This is a genomic window from Streptomyces sp. NPDC051064 (assembly GCF_044455985.1).
In the GTDB taxonomy this organism is placed as follows: Bacteria; Actinomycetota; Actinomycetes; order Streptomycetales; family Streptomycetaceae; genus Streptomyces.
The window spans coordinates 401,119-420,292 of the sequence record NZ_JBITFK010000003.1; the positions used below are offsets into that span (position 1 = coordinate 401,119).

The following is a 19,174-nucleotide window of genomic DNA, read 5'->3' on the forward strand; positions in this document are numbered from 1 at the left end:
CGCGGCTTCCGCTCAGCCGCCGAGCAGTGCGGCGACGGTGCGGGCGCACAGGGCCAGGGAGAGCGCCCCGGCATCGGGGGTGCCGATGCTGCGTTCGGCAAGCGGGCGGGCACGACCGAGGCGCGGTGTGAGGGCGGCGGTGGATGCCGCGGCCTCGGTGGCCGCAACGGCGGCCTCCGCGAAGGCCGTCCGGGGGTCGCCACCGCGTGCGACCCCGGTGGTGAAGGTGTCGACGAGAGGGGTGAGGGCGTCGACAAGGGTCTTGTCCCCGGGCTTCGCGCCGCCCAGCGAGGTCACGGCGTCGAGTGCGGCACGGGCACCGGCCGCGAAGCGTACGCCGTCGGCCCGGCCGGTGTCGCCCAACTCCTGGGCGAGGGCCCGCAGACCGACACCCCACAGCACTCCTGAGGTGCCGCCGGCCTCGTCGGCCCAGGCGTCCGCTGCCGCGCTCAGCAGCGAACGGGCGCCCGCCTTCCGCGAGTCCGCCTCCCCGGCGGCACGCACAGCGGCGTCGATCCCCTTGCTCATGCCACGTCCGTGGTCACCGTCCCCGGCGACCGCGTCGACGCGGCCGAGTTCCGGGGCGGCCTCGTGCAGTGCGGTGCGCAGGACACGCAGGGCGGCCAGGACGTCGGCGGATGCCGCGCGCGACGCGACGTCCCCCTCGGTGACCTGGACACCCGGCTGTGCGTCGGGCAGGACGTGGGCCCGGTCCGAGGGCTCGGGCAGGGGCAGACGGCTGAAGCCGGGGGTGTCGGCGTCGGCGCACCACCAGCGTTCCAGGTCCTCGTCGAGCCACATCAGGGTGAGTGAGCAGGCGGCCATGTCGAGACTGGTGACGAGCTCGCCGACCTCGGGCCGCACCACGGTGAGTCCGGCGTCGGCCAGGAGGCCGGCGACGTGCCCCCACAGCAGGAACAGTTCCTCGTACTTCGTGGCACCCAGTCCGTTGAGGATCGCCGCGACGCGCGGTCCGGAGCCCTCGGGGCGCTCGGCGAGCAGTCGTTCGACGAGGGTGCGGGCGATGGCGGGGGCATCGGCCATGTCGGCGTCGCGCACACCGGGTTCACCGTGGATGCCGAGGCCGATGGCCATCTTGCCCTCGGGGACCGTGAAGAGCGGGGTGTCGGCGCCGGGCATGGTGCAGCCGTCGAAGGCTATGCCGAAGGAGTACGTACGGTCGTTCGCGTGGCGGGCGGCGGCCTCGACGTCGTCCAGGCCGAGCCCTTCCTCGGCGGCTGCCCCGGCAACCTTGAAGACGGTGAAGTCACCTGCGATGCCCCGGCGTTCGTCGCGTCCCCCGGCCGGTGCGCTGGCCACGTCGTCGGTGACCCGGACGGTACGGGTGTCGATGCCGGCGCCACGCAGGCGTGCCTGGGCCATGCCGAAGTTCATGCGGTCACCCGCGTAGTTGCCGAACGAGAAGAGGACCCCGCCACCGGTCTCGGCGGCCCGTGCGACGGTCTCGGCCTGCCGTGCGGAGGGCGAGGTGAAGATGTTGCCGACCACAGCGCCCGACGCGAGCCCTTCGCCCACGAGCCCGCTGAACGCCGGGTAGTGGCCGGAACCTCCGCCGACGACGACCGCGACCCGGCCCGCAGCCGGCCGGCGGGTGCGGACGACACCCCCGGGCACCACGGTGACGTGCTCCGGATAGGCAGCGGCGAAGCCTCGCAACTGGTCCTCGCTGAAGCGGTCGGGGTCGTCGAACAGCCGGGTCATGAAAGGTGGGCTCCTTGTCGGAGAGGCGCGGGCGGCCGAAGGTCGTGGGCGGTGCGTTGCTCAGGCGCCGGAACGGCGGGGCAGGATGCGCCGGAGGTAGTCGCGGTTGGAAGCGGCGACACTGAGGCCGTCGCCGCCGTAGTGCTCCACGCAGAACGCGCCGGTGTAGCCGTGTGCGAGAGCGATCCGGACGGCCTGGCGGTAGCTGACGAAGCCGGACTCCATGGGGGCGGGGGAGGTCAGCACGGTCCCCGTGGCGGGGTCCTCGACGCGGTAGTAGCTCTTCACATGCCAGTAGTTGGCGTGCGGCAGCGTCTTGGTGACCATCGATTCCCAGGACTCGATGGGGCGCTGCATCCGGATGAGGTTGCCGAGATCCGGATTGAGGCCGACGTTGTCCCGGCCGATGTCGGTGAGCAGGGCGACGGAGGAGTCGGCGGTGCCGAGGTAGGTGTCCTCGTACATCTCCAGGGACAGCTCGACGCCCACCGAGGCCGCGTGGTCGGCGAGCTCACGCAGCCGGGTGACGGCCTTGTCCCAGGTCTCGCGGTCACCTACCGGGTCCTTGGGACCCGGCACCGTCCAGAACCAGAGGACGGCCTTCTGCTCGGGGGTGAGCGGCCGGTGCAGGCCGACCGAGACCAGCGGGACGCCGAGGGCTGCGGCCGCCTCGATGGTGCGGTGCGAATAGGCGAGGTTCTCATCGCCGTCGACGGGGTCGATGACGCTGCGGCGGATGGCGGAGATGGCCGGAGCCGTGAGGCCGACTCCGGAGACCGTCTTCCTCAGCTCCTCGATGCGTGCGGGGGCCAGGTCGCCCGGTCGCAGCCAGCCGTCCGTGAGGTCGACCTCGGTGAACCCGGCGTCCGCGACCTCCTGCAGCGTCTCCGCCCACTGCTGGGGTGTCTGCTCCTGTGTCGAGACACCGTCGGCGCCCACGTTCGGGAACTGCAGGAGGGCAGCGGCGATCGGCCAGGTTTCTGCGGTGTGAGTCATCTCGGGCTCCCTTTCTCTATTTCATATAGGATCTAGAATCCTGGGGCGTGTCAATGTGACCCATCCCACACACCAGGGGTCGACGGAGCGTGGATCACCTGCGCTCGTCCACGTCGTGTCGTGACCGTGGGTGCCTGCACACCGTGACCCGCAGCAGGTGCGCGGCCGCCTGTCACGGGGGACGCTGGAAGGCGTGCAGGATCATGCCGCCTCTGTCGCCGCCACGGGCTCGGGCACGGAGCTGCTGGACAGCGCCGTCGCCCACGTCGTGGAGGAGACCGGCGCGTCCGTGGCGATGCTGTACCTGCTGCCGCCGAACGAGACCACACTGCACCTGGCCGTGCTCGCGGGGGTGCCCGGCCAGCTGGCCACTCCGTGGACCAGGGTGCCGCTGTCCGCCCCGATACCGGTGGCAGACTCCGTGCGTCTGGGTTGCCTGATCTGGCTCGGCAGCCAGGAGGAGCTTGCTCGACGCTATCCGCGCCCGGCACTCGTCCTGCCGTACCAATTCGCTCTGGGCGCCGCCCCCATCCATGCCGGCGCCACGGTCCGGGGCGGTCTCACTCTGCTGTGGCCCGGTTCACACGCGTCGCAACTGCTGCCCGACGAGCGTGAGGCTGTCGTCAGGGGCTGCCACGGCATCGGCACACTCCTGCAGCAGGCGGAGAGCAGCGGCTACCCGATCACGCCCGGCGCCCAGCCACGGGTGCTGTCCCCACCGAGGCCGGCCACCCCCGGCCCCCTCGAGGCCACGGCCATCGCGGAGTTCGTCCGGCGGCTGCCCGGCGGAAGCTGCTCGCTGGCGATCGACGGGACGGTCGTCTTCCTCAACGACGCCGCCGCGGCCCTCCTGGGGGCCCGGGCCGAGGACGTGATGGGAACACTGCCCTGGGTGTCTCTTCCCTGGATGAACAACCCGGCCGTCGAGGACCACTACCGGGCTGCTGTCATCGGCCGTCAGCAGACCTCCTTCACGGTTCTGCGGCCACCGGACCGGTGGCTGTCCTTCCACCTGTTCCCGAACGAGACGGGTATCAGCGCCCGGATCGTACCCACCTCACGGCCCGGGCCCCGCGACGTGCCCGCCCCCGCGCTGCCCACCACCTCGGCGGCGCCCAGCAGGGCCACCGCCCTCTACCACCTGATGCATCTGGCTGCGTCGCTCACCGAGACGGTCGGCGCAGAGGAGGTGATCGAGCTGGCGGGCGACCAGCTGATGCCGGCCTTCCGGGTACAGACACTCCTGGTCATGACGTCGGTGGAGGGGCGGTTGCGGGTCGAGGGCGGCAGGGGCAGCCATCCGGCGCTCATGGACCGCTTCGACGGCGCCCCATTGGTCTCGGCCACACCCGCCGCGCACGTGCTGACGACAGGCATTCCCGACTTCTACCCCACCTTCGGCGATCTGGAGCGGGCCTACCCGTCGGCGGGACTCCGCAACGCCGTGGCCGCCTGCGCCTTCCTCCCGCTGATCGTTTCCGGACGCCCGATCGGCTGCCTGGTCCTCGCCTACGACCGGCCGCACCCCTTCGAGCCCGAGGAACGCGCCCTGCTGACCTCGATCGCGGGCCTGCTCGCCCAGGCACTGGACCGGGCCCGCCTCTACGACACCAAGGAACGGCTCGCGCACAGTTTGCAGGCCCACCTGCTGCCCCAGACGCTGCCCGCGATCGCCGGTCTGGACGTGGCGGCCCGCTACCTCCCGTCGACCCGGGGCATGGGCGTCGGCGGGGACTTCTACGACCTCATCCGGCTCGACGACACGACGGCCGCAGCGGCCATCGGCGACGTACAGGGCCACAACGAGAACGCCGCCGCCCTCATGGGACAGGTCCGCACCGCCGTGCACGCCTCCGCCGGCGCTCCGCCCGACGAGGTCCTCGCCCGCACCAACCGGCTGCTCACCGACCTCGACCCCGGCCTGTTCACCAGCTGCCTCTATGCGCACCTCGATCTGGCCGGGCACAGTGCCTGCCTGGCCACCGCGGGCCATCCCGGGCCGCTGAGGCGGCAGCCCGACGGACAGACCGAGGTCCTCGACCTGCCGCCCGGCCTCCTGCTCGGCATCGACCCCGCCTCCCGGTATCCGACGACGACCGTCGAACTGCCTCCAGGCGCGGCGCTCGCCCTGTACACCGACGGGCTCGTGGAGGCGCCCGGCGTGGACTTCGACGACGCCACGGCGGAGCTGGCCGCGCACTTCGCCCTGGCCCTGGAACAGGACATGGAATCCGTCGCCGACACGCTCGTGCGGTACGCGAAGCGGGCCACACCCGGCACCGACGACATCGCGCTGCTGCTCATCAACGCCCTGCGGCAGGGCGGCTGAGGGCGACCCGGTCCGCGCGGCGGACGGCGGTGTCGCCGACGGCCACGGGCAGATGCCGGTGCGGGCCGCGTGGAGCCAGGGGGTGGGGGCGGCGACCGTGGCGGCCGTTGCGGATGCGTCGCACCGCGCGTCGCGTCGCGGATCGCGTCCGGCAGGCGGTTGGCGCAGGCGTGCAGATGCCGGGAATTCCTGGCGGCGCAGTCGGCCGGGCCGCCCTAAGAACGCCGAGTCCTTTGAGCGATGGAGAGCCCTGGGGTGCCGAGGCGGTGGGGTTTCATCGGCACCCCAGGGCGTTCAGGGGATGGTGCGGAGGGCGCGGGGGCGGTGTTCAGCCGCCGTACAGGTCACCCAGACTGATACCGGTGGCACTGCCCTCGCCACCGAGCCTGACCTCGTGGTCGAGGCTGACGAACTTCCCGCCGGACTGCCAGAGGGCCGGCTTGAGCAGGGCGTACTTGGCCTCGTCCCAGGTGGCCCAGTCGTAGCCCAGAAGTCCCCCGGTGTCGCCGGAGTTGGGGTTGAGGCACCAGAAGGTGTGGTGGATGCCGTTCTCCACCATCAGATCGCGCAGCGCCTTCATCCACTTCTCGTTCGGGCCGCCGTCGAGGTGACCGCCCCATTCACCGATGAACAGCGGCGCGGTGCCGTCCTTGTGCAGGTAGAGCCAGTTGGGGTCCCAGACGTCGCGCTCCAGCGTGGTGCGGTCCCACTCCCCCGCGAACCAGGGCTGTTGGTACACCAGCGGCCCGTAGTCGTGCGGGGAGTACACCAGTTGGTCCTGCTGGGCGCCGAGGTCGACCGGGTGGTCCTTCGCCCCGCGGAGATTACCGCCCCACCACATGCCGTGGTAGTCGGCCGCGGAGGTGGAGGACCAGTTCGCGCCGTCCTTCGGGTAGATCTCTATGCCCTCGCACAGGACGAGGACATCCGGGTTGATCGCGAGGATGCGCTTGCCGGCCGTCTCGCAGGTGTACTTGAAGTTGTCCTGGTCGGTGGTGCCGTCCCACTTGGCCCGGGGACTGTCGGACTGCTTGCCGTGGGGCTCGTTCTTGACGTCCATCGCCACGAGGGTGTCGTTCGCCTTGTAGCGGGCGGTCACCCACTCCCAGGCGGAGTAGAACTGCTCGGTGGTGATCGCGCCCTTCCACCACACCGGGTGGACATGGCCGGAGTTGTCGGCCTCCGCACTGTGGACGTCGAGCATCACCTTGATGCCGTACTTCTCCGCCACCCCGAGGAAGGCGTCGAAGACCCCCAGCGTCGTCTCGCCCTCGAGCTCGGGGTTGGCCCAGGTGTTGACCGCGCTGGAGACGGCCGCCTGACCGTTCTTCCACTCCAGCAGCAGCTGGGTGGAGATCGGTACGCGGATGATGTTGATGCCGCGCTCCGCCATCTGCCGGGTGATCGTGTCCAGGTTGGCGGACCACAGACCGTGGAAGACCCGCTCGGTCGCGTTGAAGCCGAACCAGTTGGCACCGGTGAGCCAGACCCGGTCGCCCTGCTTGTCGACGATCCGGTTGCCCTCGGTGTGGAGCCAGTCCGTGCCGGTGCTGGCGGCTGCCCCGGGCGCGGGGTCCCGGTCCGCCGGCTGCGCGGCGACAGGTCCGGACAGCGCCATCAGCAGGGCTGTCGCGGTGATGGCGGCCAGGACCGGGCCCAGCCACTTTCTCGTCGGTGACTTCATCCGTCGTCGCCCTTCAGGGGGGTAAGGCGGGCAGAGACGCCTGGGAGCGCTCCCACGCATTACCCACATGAAGCCAGCACGACGGTCGACGTGTCAATGGACATGTCAAACTTCACTTCTTGAAGACGCCGCGGCCGACGGGCCCCCGCGCAGGACCGCGGAGGCGGACAGCCCACGCACCTCCGCCCGCCCCGCCGGACGTGTCCGCCGGAGCGGTCAGGGAAGCACCTCGACCCGGGGCAGGAGCGTGGACAGCAGCTCCTGGACTCGGACCCCCAGGTCCGCACGGCCCCGCTGGATCCAGGAGATGTGCTGCGCACCGAAGAAGGCCGCCGCGAGCACCCTGCTGAGCACCTCGGGGTTGGCTCCGGGAGCCAGGAGGCCGGCGGCCCGCGCCCGGCGGAAGCTCGCACACAGAGCTTCCGTGTACCCCTCGAACGGCGCGGGGAGGTCGGCACCGATGAGCGCGTACTCGATCTGCAGCCGCGCACCGGCCTGGACCACCACGTCCTCGCGGAACGCCTGGGCGGTGCGCATCAGCAGTTCGGAGACCTCGTCCAGGGGCGACAGCCCGTCCTGCCGCACCGACTCGACCACCACGCCGAGCCTCTCGTAGAACTTCGCCGCCACCTCCTGCGCCAGCGCCTCCTTGTTGGCGAAGTGGAAGTAGACGGCGCCCTTCGTCATCCCGGCCAGTTCGGCGACGTCCATGATCGTCACACTCGGATAGCCGCGGGCGGCGAAGGCCTCCGCGGCCGCGTCCAGTACCTGCAGGCGGGTACGGACCGCGCGCTGCTGCTTGGGTCCTGACGCCTGCTCCGCCCGGCCGCCCTCTCGCGCGGCTGGGGAAGGCGTCGCAGTCTTCTTCTCGGCGGCCATCAGCGACCTTCCTGGTGGGTCGTGGTCGGTTCGGAGATCGCTACCTCTCGGTATGCGGACCACCGGATCCAAGTACCTTCTTGAAATATACCTTCGTAACGGTATCATCTTGCTCGCCCGCTGAGGCGCTCTGCCTCCGCTGGTCCACCTGGGGGGACTTGAGATGCTTCGGAGCAGTGATCAGCGCACGGACGACCACGAGAACCAGGGAGTCGGCACCAGACCCGGTGCGGGCGGCGGCGAGCCGACGAACGGCTTCGCCCCGCGCGCACTCGACTACCTCCAGCCCGTCCCCCGGCACATGGTGCACCGCGCCGCCGTCGCCGAGGTGTTCGTGACCGACTCGGTCCGCACCGGCGAGGACCGGTTCCTGGTGGCGGCACAGTGGCCCCGGGATCACGCCCTCTACTCACCGAGTTCCTCCGGCATCAGCGATCCGCTGCTGCTGGCGGAGACGGTCCGTCAGACCCTGGTCTATCTCGCCCACCGCTTCTACGGGGTGCCGCTCACCCACCGGTTCGTCGGCAGCGGCACGGCATTCCGCATCACCCGGCCGGAGTTGCTGCGCATCGGGGACGCGCCACTGCCGGTGGTGCTCGACGCCCGTTGGGAGTGGGTGGGCAACCGTCCGCCACGCCGCTACGGGATGCGCCTGACGGTGGTGCTGACGATCGGCGGCCAGGTGTGCGGCGAGGGGGAGATCAGCGCGGTCGCCGTCAACGACCGTACGTACAAGGCCCTGCGCGGGCACGGCACGGCATCGGCGGACACCGGCAGCCCGGCGATCGGGACGACGCGGATCCCGCCGTCGTCCGTCGGGCGGCTGCGCACCAAGGACAGTGTTCTGGGCCTGGGCGCCGACGGGTCCTGGCAGCTGCTGGTCGACCTCCGGCACGCCATCTACTTCGACCACCCCAGCGATCACGTGCCGCTCATGGTCATGCTGGAGGGCTTCCGGCAGCTCGGCCACCTCCTGGTGAACGGGGACGCCGGGAGCGCGACGACGGACGCGCGGGCCGCGGACGGCGAGACCGTGCTGACCGGGATGTCGGTCGACTGCCGGGCCTTCGGCGAACTCAACGCGCCGATCAGCCTGGTGGTGTCCGGGCGGCAGCCGTGCGAAGGCCCGGACACGTCCGGCACGCTGACCGTCGAGGCGGTCCAGAACGGCACACTGCTGGCCACCTGCCTCTCCACGTGGGCCTGCCCTCCCGGCCCGCCCGGGGAGCTCGCCGCCAGCGGGGCGGCCGCCGATCACGGCCCGGCCTGACCCTCGTCGCGCGACGCGGCCGGGACGGCGCCCCAGAGCGCGGCCACGCGCTCGGCCAGGCCCTTCCGGTCCGTCGCGGAGGCGGTGACGTACGCGCCCACCAGGATGACCAGGGCCAGGTCGGCCGGCCCGCCGGCCTGATGCGGGTGCGCCTCGCCGGATGCCGCGGCATCCGGCGAGGCGCGGCTCGCGGAGTGCGCGGAACGCGGCGGCCACCGTAGACGGCCGGGCACCCCCGGCTCCGTCTGCGCGGCGTCGAGCATGAGGCGCAGCCCCGCGTTGACCCGCGGATCGGCCTCCACCTCACGCGCGAACTCAAGTGTCATCGACCGCAGTTCGACCAGGCCCCGCCCTGCACAGCGCTCGCCCAGCTCGTCCAGGAACGCTGCCAGATGACCGCTGAGCGCTTCCGCCAGGTCTTCCTTCCGCGCGAAGTGCCCGTAGAGCGCTCCCTTCGTCAGGGAGGTCCGGTCGACCACGCGTTGCAGGTTGGCGTCCGAGTAGCCGTACTGCGCGAACTCCTCCGCGGCGGCGTCCAGAAACTGCTCGTAGGTACGCCGCGAACGCTCCTGCTTTGCCATCCCATTACCTCCGCAGACCTGGAGAACGACCATCGTACATAAAAATACCTTCTCCCATGAATGTTCAGTCCACATCGGAAGCCGGATCCAGGGAGCACTTCACATGACGGAACAAGCGATCACGCCCCCGTACGCCACGGACCCCCTCCTCACCCCGCCGGCCGTCCCGGGGGCCTGGCTTCCGGCACCCCGCCCGGAGGTCCTGCGGGCGGCATCCGTCGCAGGCGCGGACGCCTGTCGGGCCGACAGGGAGGGACGGCTGTCCCCCGCGACCGTCGAGGCGGTGACGGATGCCGGTCTGCCGGCCCACTTCGTGGGACGCGGCGGACAGGGAGCCGGGAGCTTCTCCACACTGTTCGCAGACGTCACCGCTCTGGCCCAGGAATGCCCGTCGGCCGCTTGGTGCGGTGCGCTGTGGGCCGCGCACGGGCGCTTCGCGTCCTGCCTTCCTGAGCGCGGCCGGCACGAACTGTGGGCCTCCGGCCCCGATGTGCGGATCGCCTCGGCGGTCGCGCCCCCGGCCGGCTCCGCGGTGGCGACGGCGACGGGCCTGCGGCTCAACGGCGTGTGGGAGTGCGTCAGCGGCGCCCGGTACTCGGACTGGGTCCTGCTGGCGACGCCGGTGACCGGGCACACTCCGGACCACGGGCGGCCGGAAACCCGGGTTCTCGCCGTACCGGCTGGCGAGCTGACCGTCCACGGCACCTGGAACGCGACGGGGCTGCGGGCTACGGCAAGCGATGCCGTAGAGGTGTGCGACGTCCTCGTGCCCGCCCACCGCTCCTTCCCCCTCGCCGGCATGCTGGACGGCACCGGCAACCACGGCGCCGACCGCCCCCACCGCGCCCCGGCGCAGCTGGCGGGCGGCCTGATCTTCTGCGCGACCGCGCTGGGCGCCGCACACGCGCTCCGGAGGGCGTGGGCCGGCTGGGCTACGGGAGGCGCCGTCGGCACCGGCGGGCGCGGCCCGTACGACAGCCCGGCCGTGCGCGATGCGCTGGCGGTGTCCTCGGCCCGCATCGACGCCGCGCATCTCCTGCTGGCGCGTGCCGCGTTCCGCGCGGACACGGAACCGGTCACGGAGTCCCTCACGGCCGCCAACCAGCGGGACGCGGCGTTCGCCGCCGGTCTCCTGCTGGAGGCGGCGAACCAGCTCTTCGGGGCGGGCGGCTCGCACGTACGCGACGCCGCCGGCGACGTCCAGCGCCTGTGGCGCGACGTGCAGACCGCAGCCCGCCACGGCGTCCTCCGCATGGAGCCGGCCGCCACCTCGTACGCGCGGGCGGAGGAGTCCTGGCCGGATCTCGGCTGAGTGGCGGGTCGGCCCAGGTAGCGCCCACCACCCGTCCCCGTTCGCATGCGTGCGAGCGGGGACGAGCCGTCTGTAAATAAACGTTCAAGAACGAATGTGAGTACAGGTCAGGCACGGAGCACCGTACCCCCAGGTGAGACGCAACCAAGCCGCACTCAGGGCACACCAAGGGAAGGCAATGTCACGCCGTTCCGGGGCATAAACAAACCTTCGCGGACGAATTTTTAGATAGCATCGTGTTCATCGATCGGCTGAGTCCGCCGGTCAGGTTCTTACGCGTTGTCCTTACCAGGGGGTCAGACGATGCCTGAGCGAAACCGTCCGCCGGACGAACACCGCTACACGATCACCGAAGTCGCACAGCTCACCGGGCTGCGGGCACACACGCTGCGCTGGTACGAGGAGATGGGGCTGGTCACGGATGTGGGCCGCGGCCCGGGCGGGCGCCGGTCGTACGAGGCCTCTCATCTGCGCTGGCTCGACTTCCTCGCTCAGGTGCGGGAGACGGGGATGACCGTGGCCGACCTGACGCGGTACGTGGAGCTGGTGCGCGAGGGCGAGGAGAGTGTCGCCGAGCGCCTCGCCCTCCTGGAGGCCCACAGGTGCCGGCTGGACGACCAGGCCGCCCGCCTGGAGCGGTGTCTGCGTCACGTCGACGACAGGCTCGCGTCCTACAGGCGGGCGGAACAGCGACTCTCCCTCATCGCCGAGCAGACGAGCGGCCGGAGCGGCCATCCGGTCCCGCCGGCGTCCGCGACGGGCCGTCCGACCGGGGCGTCTGTCCCGGCCTACGCCTGAGGAGATGGCCGCCGGCCCGCCCGCGGCAGCACCGAGTGACGCTCGACACTCACAACTGGGCTTGCTTCAGGCGCACTTGAACTTCGTAGCGTCATCGTCACAGCACGGAAGCCGCGCTCGCAGGCGGCGTCCGGAAGCTGCGCCGGAGCACGCACCGCGGCGCCGTCCCCGGCCCGACGACCGCCTCCTCGGGGGGACGACGAAGTCCTCCCCGGACCGTGCGGTCCGGTGTCCCCGACACACCTTTCTCACGTTCCCGCCGCTCTCGTCACGGTCGCCGTGTTCACCACGCGACCCGAGCAGTCGGCGCACAGCTGCGGCACAAAAGGGGGAAACGAAATGATCACATCATTCCTGGCGCGTCTGCACCGATTCGGTGACGCGGACGCGATCGTCTTCGATTCGGTGCGGTACACGTACACCGGTCTGGTCGCCGGAATAGCGCGATGGCGGGCGTTCCTGGACGACCACGAGGTCACCGCGGGCCAGGTCGTGGCCCTGGAGGGGGCCGGGTCCTTCGAGACCTGCGCCGCCCTGCTCGCTCTCGTCGAGCGCGGCGTCGTCCTCGTGCCGCTGACTCCGCTCCCCGAGGCCAAGCGGGCGGAGTTCCACGAGATCGCCCAGGTCGAGGCAGTCGTCACCATCGGCGCGGACGGCACCGGCCGCTCCTTCGCACGGTCCGGACGGGCCGCGGACCACGAGCTGTACGGGCGGCTGCGTTCGGCCGGGCGGGCCGGTCTGGTGCTGTTCAGCTCGGGCACGACCGGCCGCAGCAAGGCGACGGTCCTGGACTTCACGAAGGTACTCGCCCGGTACGGCGAACCCACCAGGCCTCAGTCCACGCTGGCCTTCCTCAACCTGGACCACATCGGCGGCATCAACACACTGCTCCACACGATCGGTCAGGGCGGCACCGTGGTCACCCTGCCGGAACGCACACCGGACACCGTCTGCGCGGCGATCGAGCGCTTCGGGATACGGGTACTGCCGACCACCCCCACGTTCCTCAACATGCTGCTGATCTCCGGTGCGCACCAGCGACACGACCTCAGCTCCCTCACCCTCGTCACCTACGGCACCGAGCCGATGCCGCTCGGCACGCTCCAGCGGCTCAAGGCGGCACTGCCCGCCGTCCGCCTCAAGCAGACGTACGGTCTCTCCGAACTCGGCATCCTGCCGACCAGGTCGAAGGACGACGACACCCTGTGGGTGCGCCTGGGAGGGCCCGGGTTCGAGTACCAGGTGCGTGAGGGCGTGCTCTGGATCCGCTCGGACATGGCGATGCTCGGCTATCTCAACGCCCCGGCGCCCTTCGACGACGAAGGATTCTTCAACACCCAGGACGCGGTGGAGGTGGACGGCCCGTACGTCCGCATCCTGGGGAGGCGTTCGGAGATCATCAACGTGGCCGGGGAGAAGGTCTACCCCGGCGAGGTCGAGAACGTCCTTCTGGAACTGGACGAGGTGGCGGACGTCACGGTCTCGGGGCGTCCGAGCCACGTCACCGGCATGGTGGTCAAGGCCGTCGTCCGCCTCATCGCCGGCGCCGACCACGAGGGGTTCGGACGCCGGGCCCGGGTCCACTGCCGGGGCAGGCTGGAAGCGTACAAGGTCCCGGCGGTCGTGGAGATCTCCGAGGCCGAGCACCACAACGACCGCTTCAAGAAGACCCGGAGCCTGGTGTGACGGCGCCGGCCGGCACCGTGACCGGGTCCGCGACTCCGGACGGAGCTCCCGACGACGGCCGCGTCGCGGTGGTCAGCGGCGGGAGCCGTGGTCTGGGGCGCGTCGTGGTGGAGCGCCTGCTCGCCGACGGCTGGCGGGTGGCGACCTTCAGCCGGACGGCCAACGAGTTCACGGCCGACAGTGAGCGGCTCCACCCGACCCGTTTCCACTGGGAGGCCGCCGATCTCACCGAGCCGGCGTCCATGCGGGCCTTCGTACGGGGTGTCAACCGGCGCTTCGGGCGGGCCGACCTGCTGGTCAACAACGCGGGCGTTCTCCACCAGGAGCTCTTCCTGACGACCGCACCCAAGCGGATCGACACCCTCCTCACCACCAATCTGCTCGCCCCCATGATGCTCACCCAGGCGTGCGCCCGGCTGATGACCCGTCAGGGCGGCAACATCGTCAACGTCTCGTCGATCAACGCCATCCGCGGCTACCGGGGAGTCTCCGTCTACGCGGCGGCGAAGGCGGGACTCGACGGGTTCAGCCGCAGCCTCGCCCGCGAACTCGGGGCGTTCGGCATCCGGGTCAACTCGATCGTCCCGGGCTTCTTCGACAGCGAGATGACCGCCGAGGTCACCGCCGGCAACCGGGAGAAGATCCAGCACCGCACCCCGCTGGGGAGGCTCGGAACCGTGGAGGAGATCGCCGACGCGATCCTCTTCCTCACCTCTCCCCGCGCCCATTTCGTCACCGGTCAGTCCCTTGTCATAGATGGAGGAATCACATGTTGAGCAAGGCCGAGATAACCGAACTCGTCGTCGTCCGGGTACGCGATCTGGTGCTCGATCCGGAGCTGGCCGAAGCCGTCGCCCCGCCGGTCCCCCTCATGGAGCTGGGTCTGAACTCCCTCATGCTCGCCCAGCTCCTCATCGAGCTGGAGGCGGAGCTGGACGTCGACCCGTTCGAGGAGCAGTTCTCCATCACCGACGTGCGTACGGTGCAGGACCTCGTGGACGCCTACGACCAGGCTCTCGCAGCCGGTGCGGCGGTCTGACATGGCTGTGACCGAACTGCTGCTGCGCTCCATCGACGACTACCTGGGCCCGGCCGAGGGCCGCTTCTTCTCACGGGGCTACCAGCGCGCGGTCTACGACGTCCACACGGTGGCCGTCACCGGTGCCCGGGCGTGCGACGCCGGGGTCACCGCGACCGCCGACATCACGTATCCCGCCGACTGGTCGAAGAAGAAGGCCGGTGTCGACCTGCGGCCCCACCTGAGCACCGTCGACGCGCTGGTGCTGGGGGTCCAGCTGGCAGAGGCCCACACGGCCCACGCCTGGGGCCTGGGCGCCGCGGAGCGCAGGACCGTACGGCTGGCCAAGGTGGTGCTGCGTGCGGGAACAGCTCCTCAGGAGGTGCTCACCGACATCCCGCTGTCCGCCTCCCTGACGCGGACCGGCCCCGAGCCGGACGAGCCGGGCCTGCACCGGTCCGTCTACGACTGCTCGGTGGGCGGGCTGCGGGTGCGGTGCGAGCTGGTCCACCCGGTCGTGGCGGAGGCGACGACCGGCGTCGTCCACGATTCCCTGGCCGACCTCCTCGGCCCCGGGGAACCCCGCTTCTACGGCGAGGGTTTCAAGCTCCGCAGGCACACGGTGAGCGACGTACGGGTCTCCGTCCCCGAACTGACGGCGCACGGAGCGGTCGCCTTCGCCCCGGTCGCCGGCAGCTCGGCTCCCACCGAGGGCATCGAGGGGGCGCGGCAGCCCTCCGTCTCCCTGATCGACTGCTTCGTCGTCACCCTCCAGCTCGCCCAGGTGCTCATGTACGAACTCGACTCCGTCTCCCGGGAGAACAGCAACACGCTCTGGATGATGCAGACCTCGCTGGAGGCGGCCAGGACCCCCGGGCCTCTGACGGCCGGAGACCAGGCGGATGCCCTGCCCCTCACCGCCACGACCGCGGTGACGGCCAAGCGCACGCTCCCGCTGCGCGGCGCGGTCTGGCGCAGCGTCGAGCTGAGCGGCGAGCTGGCGGGCATCCGGATGCGCGCCACCTTCGCCCACGAACTGCCCGCCGACGCCAAGGCCGCCACGGCCTGAACGGCCCCCCATCTACAGGAAGTACACCCATGCGACTGTCCATATCCGGCACGTACTCGGCCGGCAAGACCTTCACCACCATGGCCCTCGCCCACTACACCGGCATTCCGCGATCGCCCGCACGGACGATCCGGGAGATCATGCCGGACGCCGTTCCCGGCAAGGCCCTGACCGAGGTCACCCCCGCCGAGTACATCCAGCTCGCGGTCCGCCGCCATGTCGGCCGGGCCGTCAGCGAGGCACTGCTGGGCGACAACTTCGTGGCCGACGGTTCGTCGCTGCAGGAGTGGACGTACGCCGCGGCCCGTGTCGAGTTCGGCATGGACCCCGGTGCGGACACCGGTGTGCCGTCCCCTCCCACGGCCGAGATGCTCTTCTTCGGCGAGGTCGCCGACCAGCTCGGCCACGCCTTCCGCCAGCACGTCAAGGAGGGCTTCGACGGCTTCGTCCACCTGCGCAACGAGTTCGCGCTCGGCGCCGACGGCCACCGGCCGATGAACGAGGGTTTCCGGGCACGGTGCGACGAACTGCTGCTGCGCGCCCTGGACGACCTGGCCATCCCGTACCTGCCCGTGGGCGGTTCCGTTCCCGAGCGCCTCACGACGATCGTCGGGCACTTCGGTCTGCCCGTCGTACGCGGACTGGACGAGGCGATCACCCTGGCCGAGGCCGACTACGCGAAGGTCGACTGGCGCCTGGAGAAGGCCCGACGCCCCACCGTGTCCGCCGCCTGACCGCACGTCACCCATCAGCCGGCCGGTGCGGCCCCCCGCCGCACCGGCCCGTCCGGGGCACCGCCCAGGATCCCGAGAAAGCGAACACCATCATGTCCCAGCTCACCGACACGGCCGCCCAGCCGCGTCCGGAGCCACCCGCAGCCCAGCCGCCGGCGCCCTACGCGAAGCGCTGGCTGATGCTGCCCGTCCTCCTCGCCGCCATGTTCATGGCCCAATTCGACCTCTACGTCGTCAATGTCGCCGCACCGTCGCTGGAACACGACCTCGGCGCCGGTCAGGCCGCACTCGAACTCATCGTCGCCGGCTACGGGTTCACGTACGCCAGCGGACTGATCACCGGCGGACGTCTCGGGGACCTGCTCGGCTCCCGGGCGATGTTCCTCTACGGCACGCTCGCCTTCACCCTCGCCTCGCTGCTGTGCGGACTCGCGCAGAACTCGGGCGAACTCGTCGGCGCCCGCCTGCTGCAGGGCCTCACCGGCGCGGCCATGGTGCCGCAGGTTCTGGCCACGATCACGAGCGTCTTCCCCGCGGCGGAGCGGGCGAAGGCACTCGCCTGGTTCGGCGTCACCATCGGCGTCGGCGCCGTGGCGGGCCAGGTCCTGGGCGGTGTGCTGCTCCAGGTGGACGTGCTCGGCCTCGGCTGGCGCGTGATCTTCCTGGTCAACGTGCCGATCGGGCTGGCCGCCGTCGGCTTCGCGATGCGTCTGCTGCCCCGCCGGGCGCCGGGCGCCGGCGTCAGGCTCGACCCGCTGGGTGCCCTCGGGATCTCGGTCTCGCTGGCCCTCTTCCTGCTGCCCCTCGTCATCGGGCGCAGTGAGGGCTGGCCGGTCTGGGCCTGGATCTGCCTCGTGGCGTCGGTGCCCCTGATGGCGCTGACCCTGAAGTGGGAGAACGCCCTGCTGCGCCGAGGGGGGCAGCCGATGCTGGACACCCTCCTGCTGCGCAACAAGGTGTTCGTGCAGGGCCTCGTCGTGTGCTTCGGAGCCTTCTGCGCCTTCTTCAGCTTCATGTTCGCCCTGACCCTGGTCTTCCAGACCGGCCTCGGCCTCAGTCCTCTGAAGGCCGGCATCATGTTCACGCCGCTGGGCCTGGCGTTCGCCATCGCCTCGATCCTCTCTCCCCGCATCGCCGCCCGGCAGGGCGCCAGGCTGATCACCATCGGCACGGCCGTGGCCGCGGTGGGCATGCTGGCACTCGTCATCGACGTCCAGCTCTCCGGGGACGACACGACGGCGCTGCGCCTGGTCGCCCCCATGATCCTCATCGGTCTCGGCAACGGACTGGCGGTACCGGCCGTCACCGGGGCCGTGCTGGCGGGTGCACGTCCGGCACAGGCGGGAGCCGCCGCGGGAGTGCTGACCACGTCGCAGCAGTTCGCCAGCGCCGCTGGTGTCGCCGTGCTGGGCACCGTGTTCTTCGCCGCGGTCGGCACCCGGCACGGTGCCGCCGCCTACGGCGACGCCCTCACCTGGGTCGCCGCCATCGACCTGGCGCTGGTCCTGCTCGCCTGCCTGATGAGCACCCGGCTGCCGCGTCCTCCCAAGCCCGTGGCGCCCGTGGCCACCGCCCCGGCCGCCACCCGCTGAACCATCCGCCCGAGGGGGCCGAGCCCGCCCGGCCCCCTGCCCGTATCCCCGAAGGAGCCTCACCATGACCGAGACAGCCCCGTCCGTCCTCGCGGACCGCAAGCGGCGTATCGCGCTGCTGTTCGAGGAGATCATCACCAACAACCGTCTGGAACTGGCCGACGAGATCTTCGCCGAGGACTTCTACTGGCCGCAGTTCGACCTGCGCGGCCCGGAGGGCGTCCGTACGTGGGTGCGTGCCTTCCGTACCGCCTTCCCGGACATCAGCGACCTCGTCCAGGAGCAGACCGCGGAAGGCGACCTGGTGGTCACCCGCGTGGAGTGCGTCGGCACCCAGCTGGGCCCGTTCCGGGGCCTGCCGCCGAGCGGCAAGCGGGTCACCTTCACCGCCATCGGTATCGACCGGTTCGACGGCGAGAAGGTCGTCGAGCGTTCGGCCCACTTCGACATCGTCGACCTGATGCGGCAGTTGGGACACGAGTCCCTGCGGGTGCCGCCCGTCGCCCAGCCCTGAGCCGGCCGGCGGCCCCCCTGCCCCGGCGGGCCGCCACCGTCCGTCCCTCCCCTCCGTACCCGTCGCACCCCGCTCAGGAGAGATCATGAAGCCGGTCCGGTTCGCCTACCACCAGCCCACGTCCGTCGGCGAGGCGATCGCGCTGCTCGGCTCCCTCGGGGGCACGGCGCGGGTGCTCGCGGGCGGGCAGAGCCTCATCCCCCAGCTGAACCGCCGCGCCGTGCGGCCCGAGGCCGTCGTGGACATCGGCCGGCTGCCCGGACTGCGGCACTTCGGCGGGGAGGGCGAAGGCCTGCGGATCGGCGCCCTCGCCACCCACCACGACCTGGAGACGGCCGAGCGGATGCCGCCCGGCTTCGCGGTGGTGCCGGAGACCGCGCGGCTCATCGGGCATCCGCCGGTGCGGTCCCGGGGCACGCTGGTCGGCAGTCTGGCGCACGCGGACCCGCGGGCGGAGTGGTGTCTGCTCGCCGTCCTCCTGGACGCGGTGGTCACCGTACGCGGGGCCTACGGGGCGCGATCGCTCCCGGTACAGGACCTGTTCGCGGGTGGCGGGCGCACCGTCCTCGCCCATGACGAACTGCTGACCGACGTGCACCTGCCCCGGCCGGAGCCGAGTGCCGCTCTCTTGGAAACGGCCTTCCAGGAGGGCGGACTGCCCCTGGTGGCCGCCGGTGCCGCGGTGCGCCTCGGTCCTGACGGGCTCGCCGTGTCGGTCAGGGCCGCCCTGGCCGGCGCCGCCGACCGCCCGGTGCGGCTGCCGGTGCTGGAGCGTGCCCTGTGCGGCACGCGGCCGGACGGGGGCTGGCAGGACAGGATCGGGGCGGCGGTCGCGGAGCTGCCCGAGCCTCCGTCCGACGAACTCGCGGAATCCTCCTACCGCCGCCGCGCGGCCGAGGCGATGCTCCTGCAGGCCTTCGAGCGGTCGGTCTCCCGCGCCCGGGCCGCCGTACCGGCCTCCTGAAAGCCCGTCACTCCCTATCTCCCACC

17 protein-coding genes are annotated in these 19,174 nt (G+C 71.3%); 12 read left to right on the plus strand and 5 right to left on the minus strand.

The features are described from left to right. Nucleotides 1-12: 12 nt before the first annotated feature. Together ACIBCU_RS13650 and ACIBCU_RS13655 are read right to left on the minus strand one after the other, a co-directional pair. The gene (locus ACIBCU_RS13650) at nucleotides 13-1,722 is read right to left on the minus strand and encodes a dihydroxyacetone kinase family protein (RefSeq protein WP_399231359.1); all 1,710 of its coding nucleotides are present in this window, start codon (nucleotides 1,720-1,722) and stop codon (nucleotides 13-15) included. A 60-nt stretch (nucleotides 1,723-1,782) separates the two neighbouring features. Further along, nucleotides 1,783-2,718 carry a sugar phosphate isomerase/epimerase family protein gene (locus ACIBCU_RS13655; protein WP_362939941.1) on the minus strand — a complete coding sequence of 312 codons (936 nt, stop codon included), beginning with the start codon at nucleotides 2,716-2,718 and terminating at the stop codon, nucleotides 1,783-1,785. A gap of 193 nt (nucleotides 2,719-2,911) precedes the next feature. Between ACIBCU_RS13655 and ACIBCU_RS13660 the strand changes: the two genes are divergently transcribed. Continuing rightward, entirely contained in the window at nucleotides 2,912-5,047 is a 2,136-nt protein-coding gene (locus ACIBCU_RS13660) for a PP2C family protein-serine/threonine phosphatase (protein WP_399231362.1), read from the plus strand. A gap of 328 nt (nucleotides 5,048-5,375) precedes the next feature. Here the strand turns inward: ACIBCU_RS13660 and ACIBCU_RS13665 are convergent, their stop codons facing one another. Further along, the gene (locus tag ACIBCU_RS13665; RefSeq protein ID WP_399231364.1) at nucleotides 5,376-6,731 is read right to left on the minus strand and encodes a glycoside hydrolase family 5 protein; all 1,356 of its coding nucleotides are present in this window, start codon (nucleotides 6,729-6,731) and stop codon (nucleotides 5,376-5,378) included. A 216-nt stretch (nucleotides 6,732-6,947) separates the two neighbouring features. Then, on the minus strand, nucleotides 6,948-7,610 hold the full coding sequence (locus tag ACIBCU_RS13670) for a ScbR family autoregulator-binding transcription factor (protein ID WP_362939932.1): 663 nt from the start codon (nucleotides 7,608-7,610) through the stop codon (nucleotides 6,948-6,950). A 163-nt stretch (nucleotides 7,611-7,773) separates the two neighbouring features. Here ACIBCU_RS13670 and ACIBCU_RS13675 point away from each other — a divergent pair, with 163 nt between their 5' ends. Next, a complete protein-coding gene (locus ACIBCU_RS13675; RefSeq protein ID WP_399231366.1) occupies nucleotides 7,774-8,880 on the plus strand; it encodes a ScbA/BarX family gamma-butyrolactone biosynthesis protein in 1,107 nt (368 codons plus the stop codon). On the opposite strand, the gene ACIBCU_RS13680 is transcribed toward ACIBCU_RS13675, so the two are convergent. Then, complete coding sequence (locus ACIBCU_RS13680) at nucleotides 8,865-9,461, minus strand: TetR family transcriptional regulator (RefSeq protein WP_399231368.1); 597 nt, start codon at nucleotides 9,459-9,461, stop codon at nucleotides 8,865-8,867. The genes ACIBCU_RS13675 and ACIBCU_RS13680 overlap by 16 nt on opposite strands. A gap of 103 nt (nucleotides 9,462-9,564) precedes the next feature. Here ACIBCU_RS13680 and ACIBCU_RS13685 point away from each other — a divergent pair, with 103 nt between their 5' ends. The 10 genes from ACIBCU_RS13685 to ACIBCU_RS13730 all read left to right on the plus strand — a co-directional run bounded on the left by ACIBCU_RS13685 (nucleotide 9,565) and on the right by ACIBCU_RS13730 (nucleotide 19,148). Beyond that, nucleotides 9,565-10,773, plus strand: a complete 1,209-nt coding sequence (locus ACIBCU_RS13685) for an acyl-CoA dehydrogenase family protein (protein WP_399231370.1) — start codon at nucleotides 9,565-9,567, stop codon at nucleotides 10,771-10,773. Nucleotides 10,774-11,076: 303 nt separating this feature from the next. Then, entirely contained in the window at nucleotides 11,077-11,571 is a 495-nt protein-coding gene (locus ACIBCU_RS13690; RefSeq protein ID WP_399231372.1) for a MerR family transcriptional regulator, read from the plus strand. 339 nt (nucleotides 11,572-11,910) lie between these two features. Beyond that, the gene (locus ACIBCU_RS13695; RefSeq protein ID WP_399231375.1) at nucleotides 11,911-13,257 is read left to right on the plus strand and encodes a class I adenylate-forming enzyme family protein; all 1,347 of its coding nucleotides are present in this window, start codon (nucleotides 11,911-11,913) and stop codon (nucleotides 13,255-13,257) included. Then, the gene (locus tag ACIBCU_RS13700; protein ID WP_362932302.1) at nucleotides 13,254-14,033 is read left to right on the plus strand and encodes an SDR family oxidoreductase; all 780 of its coding nucleotides are present in this window, start codon (nucleotides 13,254-13,256) and stop codon (nucleotides 14,031-14,033) included. The genes ACIBCU_RS13695 and ACIBCU_RS13700 overlap by 4 nt, the downstream gene beginning before the upstream one ends. After that, nucleotides 14,027-14,296, plus strand: coding sequence for a phosphopantetheine-binding protein (locus ACIBCU_RS13705; protein WP_362932300.1), 270 nt, complete (start codon nucleotides 14,027-14,029; stop codon nucleotides 14,294-14,296). The genes ACIBCU_RS13700 and ACIBCU_RS13705 overlap by 7 nt, the downstream gene beginning before the upstream one ends. A gap of 1 nt (nucleotide 14,297) precedes the next feature. After that, nucleotides 14,298-15,344, plus strand: a complete 1,047-nt coding sequence (locus tag ACIBCU_RS13710; protein ID WP_399231378.1) for an AvrD family protein — start codon at nucleotides 14,298-14,300, stop codon at nucleotides 15,342-15,344. Nucleotides 15,345-15,373: 29 nt separating this feature from the next. After that, nucleotides 15,374-16,078 (plus strand): AAA family ATPase, encoded by a 705-nt coding sequence (locus ACIBCU_RS13715; RefSeq protein ID WP_362932296.1) that lies wholly within the window; start codon nucleotides 15,374-15,376, stop codon nucleotides 16,076-16,078. Between the two features lie 92 nt (nucleotides 16,079-16,170). Then, entirely contained in the window at nucleotides 16,171-17,670 is a 1,500-nt protein-coding gene (locus tag ACIBCU_RS13720; RefSeq protein WP_399231380.1) for an MFS transporter, read from the plus strand. A gap of 64 nt (nucleotides 17,671-17,734) precedes the next feature. Further along, nucleotides 17,735-18,184, plus strand: a complete 450-nt coding sequence (locus ACIBCU_RS13725; RefSeq protein WP_362932292.1) for an ester cyclase — start codon at nucleotides 17,735-17,737, stop codon at nucleotides 18,182-18,184. A gap of 85 nt (nucleotides 18,185-18,269) precedes the next feature. Then, nucleotides 18,270-19,148: an FAD binding domain-containing protein gene (locus ACIBCU_RS13730; RefSeq protein WP_399231382.1), complete on the plus strand. Its 879-nt coding sequence runs from the start codon at nucleotides 18,270-18,272 to the stop codon at nucleotides 19,146-19,148. The last annotated feature ends 26 nt before the right edge of the window (nucleotides 19,149-19,174 follow it).